Raw genomic sequence first — 12,754 nt, 5'->3', positions numbered from 1 at the left:
AACACTCGCCGCCGGCTCATTTTTTTAATACCCGCGGGGGCGGGGGCCGTGGGGGGGCCGCGCCGCACACGCGGGGGGGGGGCCCCCCCGCCGTCCGCCCCCCCGCCACCGTGCGGTCGACGACCGTGAGGCCTAGGCCCTGCCTAGATGAACTCGGCCAGCTCGCGCAGCAGCGCGGCCTTCGGACGGGCACCGGTGATGGACTTCACCGGCTCGCCGCCCTTGTAGACGATCAGGGTCGGGATCGAGATGACGCCGTACTGGGCGGCGGTCGCCTGGTTGGCGTCCACGTCGAGCTTGGCGATGGTCAGCTTCTCGCCGTGCTCGGCCGCGATCTCGTCGAGGATCGGGGCGACCTGGCGGCACGGGCCGCACCAGGTGGCCCAGAAGTCGACCAGGACGGGCTTGTCGCTCTTCAGGACGTCGGCATCGAAGGTCGCGTCGGTGACTGTGGTGGTGGCGCCGGCCACGGGAACTCCTCGGGTTCGGACGGAGGGGGCTGCTGCCGGGAGAACAACGGATGGGCCCGTTCTGTTTCTGCCCGGCCGGTGCGGATGTGTTCCACGTGGAACACACCCGCGCGGTGGATCGGGGGAGGGGGCTCAGACCGCCACGGCGGCGGCCTTGGCCTCCAGGTCGTCCAGCGCGGCCAGGTAGCGCTCGGCGTCCAGGGCGGCGGAGCAGCCGGTGCCGGAGGCGGTGATGGCCTGGCGGTAGGTGTGGTCCACGACGTCGCCGGCGCCGAAGACGCCCGGGACGTTGGTCCGGGTGGAGGGGGCCTCGACCTTGAGGTAGCCCTCGGCGTCCAGGTCCAGCTGGCCCTTGAACAGCTCGGTGCGCGGGTCGTGGCCGATCGCGATGAACAGACCGGTGACGGCCAGCTCGCGGGTCTCGCCGGTGGTGGTGTCGCGCAGGGTGACGCCGGTCAGCTTCGGGTCGCCGTGGATGGCCTCGACCGCGCTGTCCCACTCGAAGCGGATCTTCGGGTCGGCGAAGGCGCGCTCCTGCATCGCCTTGGAGGCGCGCAGGCTGTCCCGGCGGTGGATGATCGTGACGCTCTTGGCGAAGCGGGAGAGGAAGGTCGCCTCCTCCAGGGCGGTGTCGCCGCCGCCGACCACCGCGATGTCCTGGTCGCGGAAGAAGAAGCCGTCGCAGGTGGCGCACCAGGAGACGCCGCGCCCGGAGAGCTTGTCCTCGTTCGGCAGACCGAGCTTGCGGTGCTGGGAGCCGGTGGTGACGATCACGGCGCGCGCCTTGTGCACGTTGCCCTCGGAGTCGGTGACGGTCTTGATGTCACCGGTGAGGTCGACCGCGACGATGTCGTCGGGGATCAGCTCGGCGCCGAAGCGCTCGGCCTGGGCCCGCATGCTGTCCATCAGCTCGGGGCCCATGATGCCGTCCCGGAAGCCCGGGAAGTTCTCGACCTCGGTGGTGTTCATGAGCGCACCACCGGCGGTGACGGCCCCCTCGAAGACCAGCGGCTTGAGGGAGGCGCGGGCCGTGTAGAGAGCGGCCGTGTACCCGGCCGGGCCGGAACCGATGATGATCACGTTACGGACGTCGCTCACTGCTTCTCCTGGTTCGCATCGCGACCCGCGTTTGCTGCGGGGAGGGCGGTCCTGCTCCGCCGCCCGGGACAACGACTGACCAGTGTCTCGCATTCCCAGGCGGATCAGTACCAGGCGCCCGGAGTCCGGAAGCGGCGTGCCGCCGTGGGCGTGGATCGCATGGGAACCGTCGGTCAGCGGCTGGGAACGGCCTGGTGCAGGGCGATCCGGCCGCAGTCGGGGGAGCGCAGGTAGACGTCCACGAAACCGGGCCGCCCGGGCAGCGGGTAGACCAGGACGTCGACCGGGGCGCCCTGGTAGCTGCCCCGGTCGGTGGCCAGCGGGGGGCCGGCGGCGGGGGTCGGGCAGGCCGCGCCGGTGGGGGCGTCGGAGGGATCGGGGGCGGCGGGCTCGGGCCGGATGCCCTCGGCGGGCAGGGCGGCCTCGGGATTTCCGGGGCCGGTGGCGTGCGGCCCCGGGGCGCTCTCCGTACGGGCCAGCAACTGCTGGATCTGGGCGGTGAGTTCGTCCTCGCGGTAGGCGGTGCCGGCGCCGGCCGCGTGCGGGGTGCGGATGGCGCCCGGGTCGGCGGCGGTCGGGGCACCGCCCGCGACGGCGGTGGTGACGCCGGAGGGGTCGGCGGGGTGCAGCAGCAGGGCCCCGCCGAGCGCCAGGGCGGCGAGGGCGGCGGCCGAGCCGAGCAGCAGGGCGAACCGGCGGCGGCCGGAGCGGCCGGGGCCGGTGGCCGATCCGGACCTTCCGGCGGGCCGGTGGCCGGGCCCGGCGGGGGACGGCGTGGAGGGCGGTGCGTGGGGCGGCGTCGAGGACGGTGCGTAGGGCGGCGTGGCGGGTGTCGTGGCGGCGGGGACGGGCCGGGCCGGGGCCCCGGCCCGGTGGCCGGCCGCGGGGCGCTCCTGGGGGCGTTCGGCGGCCTCGTGCCCGCTCCCGGCGGCTTCGGCGGCGGCCTCGGCCAGCGCCGCGTCCAGCCGGGCGGCGATGTCGGCCGGCATCGGTGGGGCCGTGACCTCGCCGAGCAGTGCCTGGACCTCGGCGAGCGCGTCGATGGTCTCCCGGCACTCGGCGCAGCCGTCGAGGTGCCGTCGCAGCGCCGCGAGCTCGTCGGGGGAGTCGACCAGCCCCTCGGCGAGGTCGGCGAGCCGCTCGACCGGGGGGTGGTCGTCGGTGGGGTCGGGGAAGGAGGGGTGGGCGTTCATCGGGTGCTCGTGTCTCCTTCCAGAACCGTCCGACCGGTGCTCGGGCCCGTCCCTGGGACGGCGCCCGGCCCCTTCGGGTTCCCCGGGGCGTCCCGGCGCGGCGGCGGCGCCGCGCCGGGGGCGTGCCGCGCTTCCCCCGGATGCGGTGTTTCACGTGAAACGTCGTGGTCGCGCAGGTGCCGGACCAACGGGAGGAGCCGGGCCCGGCCGCGCGCGCAGCGGCTCTTCACGGTGCCCACCGGGACGCCCAGCAACTCGGCGGCCTCGGCGACCGGGTAGCCCTGCATGTCGACCAGTACCAGCGCGGCCCGCTGTTCGGCGGGCAGCTCGGCGAGCGCCGCGGTCAGCTCGCGGTGCAGCTCGGCCCGGACCACCGGGGAGTCGGCCGGTTCGGCGGTGCCGACCAGGGCGTCCAGCCGTCGTGGGTCCTCGTCGAGCGGGGCGGTGCGCCGGGCGGCGCCGCGCCGGGCGCGGTCCAGGCAGGCGTTGACCACGATCCGGTGCAGCCAGGTGGTGACCGCCGAGCGGCCCTGGAAGCCGGCGGCGGCGCGGAAGGCGGAGACCAGGGCGTCCTGGAGGGCGTCGGCGGCCTCCTCGCGGTCGCCGAGGGTGCGCACCGCGACCGCCCAGAGCCGGTCGCGGTGGCGGTTCACCAGCAGGCCGAAGGCCTCCGGGTCCCCGGCGACGTGCCGGGCGAGCAGCGTCGCGTCGTCGTCCGTCACCGTCACCCCTCGACTCCTCGCAGTCGTGCCGGCCCGTCGGCCAGGTCAGCCGAAGACCTTGACCTCGGCGACCTGGCCCATGAAGTGGCCGTTGCCGTCCTTCGGCAGTGCGGTCAGCCAGAGCAGGAGGTAGCGCGTGGTGACCGGGGACTCGAGGGCGTACTCGACGTTGGCCCCGTTCTTCTTGCCGACGACGGTGAAGCCGTCCAGCTTGGCCGAGGCCGGGCCGGCGGCGATGCCGGCGGAGGGCACCCGCAGTTCCGCCGTGTGCTCGCCGACGAACTGGACGCTCACCGAGGAGACCGCCTGCGGCGTTCCGAGGTCGATCAGCAGTCCGGTGCCCGACTTGAGGGCGGGCGCCTTGGGACCGAACTGGTCGGCGTACCACTGGGTGTTCCAGACGGTGTTCGGGTCGCCGTCGACCGCCTTCGAGGGGCTGTCGTTCCCCTCGGTGCCGTCGCCCGGCGGGGTGTACGACTGGGCGCCCTTGATGGTGAGCTGCACCGGGTTGTGGGTGCTGGCCTGCGGGCTCGGCGCGGCGCTGCTGGTCGAGGGGAGCGGGGCGGCGACGGCCGGCCCGGTGTGGCGCAGGGTGTCGACGAACTGCCAGGAGGCGACGCCGATCGCGCCCAGCGCCACCGTCCAGGCGGTGGCCTTGACCACCTGGCGCAGCCGCCGCCGGAAGCGCCGGGAGGAGGTCGGGCGGGAGGAGGCCGGCAGCGGGCTGACCGTGGTGTCGGCCACCCGGGTCGGGTTGGGTGCGGTGGGCAGCGCGTGGGTGTTGTGCCGGGGCGGGGCCGGGAACGCGGGCAGCTCCGGCTCGGGCTGACGGATCCGGGGCAGCTGCGCGATCGCCCGGACCAGCTCCTCCGGCGTGGTGATCGGCTGGGCGTGGTGCGGCGGCTGGTCGAACAGGGCCCGCGCGGCGAGCTCGGACAGGCCCTTGTGGACCCCGGCGCGGACCTGGTCGGGCGCGACGTTCTGGAGGCCCTTGGGCAGGCCCTGGAGGTCGTAGCGGTCCTCCGGGTACGGCCAGCGGTGGGTGAGCGCGGCGAACAGCAGTGCGCCGATCGCGCGGGTGTCGGCGCGCTGGGCGTCCTCGGCGTCCTCGGTGGGCAGCCCGCGCAGGGCGGCGTCCACCGCGATGCCGTTGATCCGGTACTGGCCGCTGTCGGTGCGCAGCACGCAGCGCGGGGTGAGCCGCAGATGGGCCTGGCCGCGCCGGTGGGCGGCCGCGACGGCGTCGGCGACCTGGCGGACCATCTGGTACGCCTCGTGCGGCTCCATCGGGCCGTTGGCGATCAGCCGGGCGAGGTCGGAGGAGTGCGGCAGCCACTCCCGCACGACGTAGACCAGCTCGCCCTCGTGGACGGCGTCCAGCACCTGGACGAAGCGCGGGTCGCCGAGCAGGGCGGCGGACTTGGCCGCGGCCAGCACCTTGCGGGCCCGCTGGTGGCCGGAGGCCATCAGGTGGACGCCGACGGCCCGGCGGAGCTTCTCGTCGACGGCGCGCCAGCTGCTGAAGGTCTCGGTCTGGGAGATGCACTCCTCCAGCCGGTACCGGTGGCCGATCATGTCGCCGCTGCGGCGCTGCGGCGCGGGGAGGGTGCGGGGCAGGGTGGCGGTGTCGCGCGGGTCGACCGTGGGCTGCGGGTCGGTGGGGCGGCGCGCGGGCCGGACGGGCTCCGGGGCGGGCTTCTTCCGGGGGGAGCCGGCGGCGAGTTCGGCGCGCAGCTCCTGGACCGAGAGCGGCGCGGTGATCTCCGAGGTCTCCTCGCCGACGGCGGGCTCCGGGCCCTCATCCGCCGGGTCGTCGCCCGCCGGGTCGTCCGGCGTCCGCTCGGGTGCCGCGGCCGCGTCGGTGTCCGCGGAGGTTCGCCCGGGGACGGCGGCAGCGGCGGCAGTGCCCTCGCGGGCGTCCGCGGAGGCGTCCTCGCCGGCGTCGTCCGAGCCCGCGAGCTCGTCGATCGCCGCGGCCAGCGCGGCCTCGTCCGCCGCCGCGCCAGCTGCTGACGTGTCGACGACCGCCTTGGTGCCATCAGCCACCGTGGTCCTGCCTCCCCTTGTGTCGCCCCGGCCTGAGAGAAGTCGCTGGAGCCCGAGGGTCGGCCGCCCTGTGCTCCAGGACAATTGTGCCCACTCTTCTCCACCGGGTACGACCGCTGAGGCGTCCGCTCGGTTGCACGGGGGTGGAGAGATGTGGTGCAGATCCGACACCCGGTCGCCATCCGGTGCTCGGGCGGACCCGAACGAACCGGTGAACCGGCACTCGGCCGGACGGGCGGAGGAGCGTCGCGCTCCGGTTGACGCCCGGTCAGGGCGCCCGCCCGTCCGGCCGGTGGCCGGACGGTCAGCGGCCCAGTCGGCCGCGGAGCATGCCCAGCGTGGCGTTCAGCTCCTCGATCCGCAGGCGCTTCGCGACGAGCGTGAAGACCGCCAGCTGGAGGCCGCCGGCCACGACCAGGGCCGCCACGCTGCCCGGCCAGCCGCCGAGCGCCTGCTGGACCCCCAGGCTGGCGCCGAGGCCGACCAGGGCGGCCGGGACGCAGGCGGCGGCCAGCCGGCTGTACGTCCGGCCGATCCGCTTGGTGTCCAGTCCGCCGATCCGCTTCTTCAGCTTCGGCATCGCGACGATCACTCCGACGGCGTAGCCCAGGCCGTAGCCGAAGGCGATGCCGATCACCGTCCACTCGGCGGGCAGCACCAGCCAGCACAGCACCGCGAAGCCGGCCTGGCAGCCCGCGACCCAGACGGTGTTGGAGAACGGGGTCCGGGTGTCCTCGTAGGCGTAGAAGCCGCGCAGCATCACGTACTGGGCGGAGTACGGGATCAGGCCCAGCGCGAAGGCGGAGAGCATCAGGCCGATGTTGGTGGCGTCGTCCAGCACCCGGTCGTTGCCGCCGACCGCGTAGATCGCGCGGCCGATCGCCGGGCCGAGCGACAGGAACAGGAACGCCGCCGGGACGACCGCCACCGCGGTGGTGCGCAGACCGTAGGAGATGTCGTCCCGTACGGCACCGGCGTCCTCGTCGGCCGCGGCCCGGGAGAGTCGGGGGAGCACCGCGCTCATGATCGAGACGGTGATCACGGCCTGCGGGAGCTGCCAGATCAGCAGTGCGTTGGAGAACGCGGCCAGGCCGACGCCGCCGTGCCCGGCCGCCGCCGCGGCGGCGCCCGCCTTGGTGGACAGCTGGGTGATCACCAGGTAGCCGGCCTGGTTGGCGAGCACGAAGAAGAACGTCCACTTGGCCAGCCGGGCGGCCTTGCCCAGGCCGTGGCCGCGCCAGTCGAAGCGCGGCCGGTAGCGGAAGCCGGCGGCCCGCAGGTACGGGACCATCGACAGCGACTGGACCGCGAGGCCGATCATGGTGCCGAGGCCGAGCAGTCGCACGCCCTCGGGGGAGATGCTGTCGGGGGCGACGTGGGTGCTGCCGAACCCGCCGTAGACCCAGATGTAGGCGGAGAAGGTGAAGATCACCACGATGTTGTTGAGGACCGGGGTCCACGCCATCGCGCCGAACCGGCCGCGAGCGTTGAGGATCTGGCCCATCACCACGTGGATGCCCATGAAGAAGATCGTCGGCAGGCAGTAGCGGGCCATCGCCACCGTGGTGTCGGCGAGCTCCGGGGTGGCCATCATCGGATGGGCGATCAGCTGCACCAGCACCGGTGCCCCGAGCACCGCCAGGAAGACCACGCCGCCGAGCCCGATGATCACCAGGGTGAGCAGCCGGCTGGCGTAGGCGGTGCCGCCGTCCTCGTCGTTCTTCATGCTGCGCACCAGCTGCGGCACGAAGACCGCGTTCAGCGCGCCGCCGCCGATCAGGATGTACAGCAGGGTGGGCAGGGTGTTCGCCGCGTTGTACGAGTCACCCATGACGGCGACGCCGATGGCCGTGGTGATCACCATGGTCCGGACGAAGCCGGTGCCGCGGGAGACCAGCGTGCCGGCCGCCATCAGCGCGCTGGAGTTCAGCACGCTGGCGACCTTGCCGCGCCCGCCGGCCGGCCTGGCGGGATCGGCGGCGGGCGCGGGCGCCTGCTCGGCCGACCGCTCCTCGGCGGCGACGTCCGCCATCGACTGGACCGCCGGGGGCACCGCGACGGCGGCCACCTGCATCGTGGCCTCCGCCTCGGAGAGCGGCGGGTCGAACTCGATCGGCGGCACGAAGTGCTGCTGACCGTCCGGGGCGCCGCCGTGCTGCGGGTGCCCGGGGTAGCCGGCCATCGGCGGGTACGGCGCCGGGGCCATCGGCTGGCCGTGCTGCGGGGCCGGTGCGGGCTGGGGGACCGGAGGCTGGGCCGCGGCCTGCGCCGGGCGGCCGCCGAACAGGGCGTCCACCCCGACGTACTCGGTGGTCTCGGTGTCCCAGGCGGAGTGCGCCGGGCCGGGCGCCCACTGCGGCAGGGGCTGCTCGACGCCGCCCCAGTGGCCGCCGGCGGCCGGGACCGGCTCCTGCGGCCAGGCGGCCTGCGGCGGGGTGTCCCAGCCGGGCTGCATCGGCGGCACCGGCGGCGAGAAGTGCTCCTGGGCCTGGTAGGGGCCCGGCGGCACCGGCGTCGGGTAGCCGCCGGCGTGCGGCGGCAGCTGCGGCGGCACGTCGTACGCGGCGGCCGGCGGCTGCGGCGCGGCGGGCCGGTCGGCCTGCAGTCCGTACGGGTCCTGGCCGTCCTGCGGGTGCCCGTACGCGTCCGCCGCGTACGGGTCCTGGGCGTAGGTGTCGGCCACGTACCAGTCGCCGGACGGCGACTCGGCGCCCGGCCGGCTCTCACCGCGGCCCGGCGGCCGCTCCTCGCTGCGCCCGGTCATGTCACCTCTTCGCTGTCGTGGGGGGAGACCGGCCCGGGGGTGCGGGGGGTCGGCGGTGTCAAGGACCAACCTTCTCATCACTGGCGGTCCGATCCCGGCCATCCGGGCTGCTGCCGCGCGGTGTCCGCGCGGGACCGCCACCAGCGGTGTCGTCCGTCCCGCCGGTCCCGTCCGGTGCCCTGACCCCGGCGGGATCCTCCGGGGAATCCGTCGCCGGGCCCGCCGCCGGGGGCTGCTCCGGGTCCGCCGGAGCGGGCTCCTCCGCCGCGGCGCCGCCCGCCGCCGGGGCGTCCCCGACCGGCTGGTCGCCGTCCTCGTGCGGCTGCCCGCCGCGCCGCCTGCGCTGGCGCACGAAGCGCAGCGCGGCCAGCAGCAGCAGGACACCGCCGCCGGCGAAGACGTACAGCACGCCGTTGGTCACCGAGGTGACCTTCACCTGGAACCGCTGCGGCTCGCCGTACGGCCTGGAGTCGGGTCCGGTGGTCCACAGCTGGGCGGTCATCGCGACCTCCCCGTTGTTGCGCGCCTCGGCGTTGAAGCGGAGGGTCACGCTCTGCGAGGCGGGGAGGACCAGTTCCTCCTCCTTGCCCACCCGCAGCCGGTTCGGCTGGGCGGAGGTGAGCACCAGCTTCAGGTTGGTGACCGGCTGGGTCAGGTCGTTGCGGACGCTGACCTGGAGCACGCCGGTGTTGCCGGCCAGGGTCACCACGTTCTTGTGCGGCACCTGGACGGCGTTGGTCAGCTCGTTCAGGTACCCCTTGACGCCGGCGCGGTAGGTGCTGCCGGCCGCCGGCTCGCCGCGCCACTCGGTGGACAGCGAGCGGACCATCGCGGCGCTGAACGGGCCGCGCACCCGCTGCGGCAGGGTGAGCACCCGCATCAGGGTGTCCAGGTCGCTCTGGATCTCGTCGGTGCCGCTCAGGTCGTCCGCCGGCAGCTCCGAGGAGCGGGCCTGCGTCGGGTAGTCGGTGGGCGCCGGGACGCCGGCGTTGGCCTTCGGGTCGGGCGAGGACTGGGTCACCGCGTCCAGCTTGACCGAGGAGATCCACTTGCCGTCCGCCGTCTGGAGGGCGTTCGCCAGCGTCTTGGCGGCGGCGGCGCTCAGCTCGCGCGGCGGCATGATCAGCAGTCCGCGCTGGTTCTGCGGCTGCTCATGGGTGATCGCGAAGGTTTCGGCGAGGAAGCGCTGGGTCGTGTCGGTCTGCGCCTGCTGGCCGCTCAGGTCCCGGTCGAAGAGCGCGGAGACGGTCGGGTCGGCCACCACGGCGTTCTGCCCGTTGCCGATCTGGCGGACCGCGGTCGGGGTGTAGTTGAGCGAGTCCGGCTCCGGCATGCTCTCGCCGTTGACCAGCACCAGACCGCTGCCCGCCTGCTGGGCGAGGGCGGCGATCTGCTGGTCGAGGTAGCCCTGGTACGGCCAGGCGACGTCGGAGCGGGTGTCCACGGCGAGTCGGCCCTCGACGGTCAGCCGGCCGGCGGTGGCCGCCTTGCTCAGCGCGGTGGTCATCCCGGCCAGGTCGGAGCCGTTGTGCGCGATCGAGGCGAGGTCCGGGTCGGCGTACGGCAGCGCGACCACCTGGGCGCCCTGCTTGGCGACGGCGGCCCGCAGCTTGTCCAGCCAGGCGGTGGCGGCGGCGCCGCCGGTGCCGGGGACGGTGTTGTCGTCCTTGGCCGACTTGCCCGACGCCTCGGTGTTCGGCTTCTGCACCCGGTACGGCTTGGTCATCGCGAGCGCGGTGTCCAGCAGGTCCGGGTCGATCACCCAGGTCAGCCCGTTGAGCTTGGCACCGGTGTCGACCAGCTCGTACAGCCGGCCGCCCGGGGCGAACTCGGTGGCCAGGCTGTCGTCGCGCAGCACCGAGACGGTCTGGTCGTCGGCGGCGGTCTGGGCGGCCATCACCGGCCCGTGCACCAGCGGCCAGATCGTGGCGACCTTCGTCTGCTGGGCCCCGCTGTCGCCCGCGTTGTAGGGCAGGAACGTCCGGGCGATGCCCAGGGCGCGGTCGCGCGGGTTGTCGGCGGTGCTGCCCCAGGCGTCCACCGCGAGCTCGTACGCGCCGCTCGCGCCGAAGCCGAAGTCGCCGACCGCGACGCTCAGGGTGTACGTCTGGCTCTGCCCCGGGTTCAGCTCCGGCAGGGCGTACTGCGGGCTGTCCAGCTCGATGCCGTCCCGGTCGCTCGGCGTGGAGCGGCCGGCCACGCCGGCCAGGTCGCTGCGCCGGTCCAGCGGCTTGTTGGAGACCGGCTTGCGGACGGCCACGTGGGCGCCCTTGATCGCCGACCTGCCCGCGTTGGTGACGTGCCCGGTGATCGTCACGGTGCCGTTCGGGGTGACCACCTGCGGGCTCAGGGCGTCGATGGTCATCACCACCGGGTACTCGGCCGTGACGGTGGCGTCCGCCGCCGGCCGGACGTTGCCGCCGGCGGGCAGCGCGCCGGCCGGGGCGGCCGTGAAGAGGGTCAGGGCGGCCGCGCAGGCGGCGGCCAGGCGCAGGCCCGCTCGGCGGGCCCGACGGGCCGGATGACGTCCGTCGGAGGGGCGCTCGGCCCGTCCAGGCTGTCGGTGCGCCTCCAGGCCCGAGTGCCGGTCCGGCTCACTCACTCGCTTCGCCCTCGCCGTTCTCGATCGTTCGATGCTGATGCCGTCCGTCCGGCGCGGTCCGCCCGACGGTCTTCGTGTGACGCTGGTGGAACCCTTCGCCCGACGCCGTCGCCGCACGGCCGCCGCGGGGGTTCCGCGGGTGGTGGCGACACGCGACACCGCATCCCCTGGCCGGTGTCCGAGATTCGTCCACCGGCATGGTAACGATGCGGCCTGCGGTGCGGTGTTGCGGGCTGTGGGGTGAGACGCCCAAAACGCGCGGGCGGTTGACCTGTCGGGGCACGTACCCTTGTGAGCCGTGTCCACTGCCAATGAGCCCACCGCGCGCACCGACCGTTCCAGCACCGCCGTCCAGGTCGTCCCAGGCCTGAGCGAGGCCCAGACCCTCGGCCTCCAAGAGCTGCTGCGGGTGTCGCCGGTCGCCGACGAGATCGCCCGCCGGTTCCAGGCGGCCGGTCACCGGCTGGCGCTGGTCGGCGGGTCCGTCCGGGACGCGCTGCTCGGCCGGCTCGGCAACGACCTGGACTTCACCACCGACGCCCGCCCGCAGCAGGTGCTCAGGCTGGTCAAGGGCTGGGCGGACGCGGTCTGGGACGTCGGCATCGCCTTCGGCACGGTCGGCGCCCGCAAGGACACCCCCGAGGGCTCCTTCCTGATCGAGATCACCACCTACCGCTCCGAGGCGTACGACCGCACCTCGCGCAAGCCCGAGGTCAGCTACGGCGACACCATCGAGGAGGACCTGGTCCGCCGGGACTTCACGGTCAACGCGATGGCCGTCGACCTGCCCGGCCGCGGCTTCGTCGACCCGCACCGCGGCCTGGACGACCTGGAGGCCCGGGTGCTGCGCACCCCCGCCACCCCCGAGGAGTCCTTCTCCGACGACCCGCTGCGGATGATGCGCGCCGCCCGCTTCGCCGCCCAGCTGGACTTCGACCCGGCGCCCGAGGTGGTCGCCGCGATGACCGCGATGGCCGAGCGGATCACCATCGTCTCCGCCGAGCGGATCCAGGCCGAGCTGAACAAGCTGCTGCTGGCCGAGCACCCGGTGAAGGGCCTGCGGCTGCTGGTCGACACCGGGCTGGCCGGGTACGTGCTGCCCGAGCTGCCCGCGCTGCGGCTGGAGCGGGACGAGCACCACCGGCACAAGGACGTCTACGAGCACTCGCTGACCGTCCTGGAGCAGGCCGTCGACCTGGAGCAGGACGGCCCGGACCTCGCCCTGCGGCTGGCCGCGCTGCTGCACGACATCGGCAAGCCGCGCACCCGGCGCTTCGAGTCGGACGGCCGGGTCTCCTTCCACCACCACGAGGTGGTCGGGGCCAAGATGACCCGCAAGCGGATGCGCGAGCTCAAGTACTCCAAGGAGCTCACCGAGGACGTCTCGCGCCTGGTCGAGCTGCACCTGCGCTTCCACGGCTACGGCGGCGGCGAGTGGACCGACTCGGCGGTGCGGCGCTACATCACCGACGCCGGGCCGCTGCTGGAGCGGCTGCACAAGCTGACCCGCTCCGACTGCACCACCCGCAACAAGAAGAAGGCGGCCGCGCTCTCCCGCACCTACGACGGCCTGGAGACGCGGATCTCCGAGCTGAGGGCGCAGGAGGAGCTGGACGCCGTCCGCCCGGCGCTGGACGGCAACCAGATCATGGAGCTGCTCGGCCTCAAGCCCGGCCCGCAGGTCGGCAAGGCGTACAAGCACATGCTCGAACTGCGGCTGGAGCACGGCCCGATGGAGCACGACGAGGCGGTCGGGGCGCTGCGGGCCTGGTGGGCCGAGCAGCAGGGCTGACCCGCGGACGACGGGAGGGGTGGGCCCCCCCCCGGGCCGGGGCCCCCCCCCGCACCAAACCGGCCGC

Annotated in this window: 8 protein-coding genes; 1 reads left to right on the top strand and 7 read right to left on the bottom strand. The window is 74.4% G+C overall.

Going from position 1 to position 12,754, the window contains the following annotated elements; translation table 11 throughout:
• Window positions 1–143: 143 nt before the first annotated feature.
• The 7 genes from trxA to ACFRAR_RS26935 all read right to left on the bottom strand — a co-directional run bounded on the left by trxA (window position 144) and on the right by ACFRAR_RS26935 (window position 10,895).
• Window positions 144–470: a thioredoxin gene (trxA, locus tag ACFRAR_RS26965; protein ID WP_380700786.1), complete on the bottom strand. Its 327-nt coding sequence runs from the start codon at window positions 468–470 to the stop codon at window positions 144–146.
• Between the two features lie 132 nt (window positions 471–602).
• A complete protein-coding gene (gene trxB, locus ACFRAR_RS26960; protein WP_380700785.1) occupies window positions 603–1,568 on the bottom strand; it encodes a thioredoxin-disulfide reductase in 966 nt (321 codons plus the stop codon).
• Between the two features lie 173 nt (window positions 1,569–1,741).
• The gene (locus ACFRAR_RS26955) at window positions 1,742–2,761 is read right to left on the bottom strand and encodes a hypothetical protein (protein WP_380700784.1); all 1,020 of its coding nucleotides are present in this window, start codon (window positions 2,759–2,761) and stop codon (window positions 1,742–1,744) included.
• Window positions 2,758–3,489 carry an RNA polymerase sigma factor SigM gene (gene sigM, locus ACFRAR_RS26950; protein WP_380700783.1) on the bottom strand — a complete coding sequence of 244 codons (732 nt, stop codon included), beginning with the start codon at window positions 3,487–3,489 and terminating at the stop codon, window positions 2,758–2,760. Before sigM ends, ACFRAR_RS26955 begins: the two co-directional genes overlap by 4 nt.
• Window positions 3,490–3,528: 39 nt before the next feature.
• Window positions 3,529–5,529 (bottom strand): serine/threonine protein kinase, encoded by a 2,001-nt coding sequence (locus ACFRAR_RS26945; protein ID WP_380700782.1) that lies wholly within the window; start codon window positions 5,527–5,529, stop codon window positions 3,529–3,531.
• Window positions 5,530–5,833: 304 nt separating this feature from the next.
• The gene (gene murJ / locus ACFRAR_RS26940) at window positions 5,834–8,293 is read right to left on the bottom strand and encodes a murein biosynthesis integral membrane protein MurJ (RefSeq protein ID WP_380700781.1); all 2,460 of its coding nucleotides are present in this window, start codon (window positions 8,291–8,293) and stop codon (window positions 5,834–5,836) included.
• A gap of 58 nt (window positions 8,294–8,351) precedes the next feature.
• Window positions 8,352–10,895, bottom strand: coding sequence for a DUF6049 family protein (locus tag ACFRAR_RS26935; RefSeq protein WP_380700780.1), 2,544 nt, complete (start codon window positions 10,893–10,895; stop codon window positions 8,352–8,354).
• 367 nt (window positions 10,896–11,262) lie between these two features.
• On the opposite strand from ACFRAR_RS26935, the gene ACFRAR_RS26930 reads away from it, so the two are divergent.
• Window positions 11,263–12,687, top strand: coding sequence for a CCA tRNA nucleotidyltransferase (locus tag ACFRAR_RS26930; RefSeq protein WP_380700799.1), 1,425 nt, complete (start codon window positions 11,263–11,265; stop codon window positions 12,685–12,687).
• Window positions 12,688–12,754: the final 67 nt, after the last annotated feature.

Origin of the sequence: Kitasatospora sp. NPDC056651 (assembly GCF_042792155.1) — a bacterium.
Classification (GTDB): domain Bacteria; phylum Actinomycetota; class Actinomycetes; order Streptomycetales; family Streptomycetaceae; genus Kitasatospora.
This window is presented reverse-complemented; position numbering and strand designations above follow the sequence as displayed.

What these genes read in the sequence shown, in the direction of transcription:
- ACFRAR_RS26955 (WP_380700784.1), bottom strand. Translation starts at nt 2,761, where the DNA reads ATGAACGCCCACCCCTCCTTCCCCGACCCCACCGACGACCACCCCCCG.
- murJ (WP_380700781.1), bottom strand. Translation starts at nt 8,293, where the DNA reads ATGACCGGGCGCAGCGAGGAGCGGCCGCCGGGCCGCGGTGAGAGCCGG.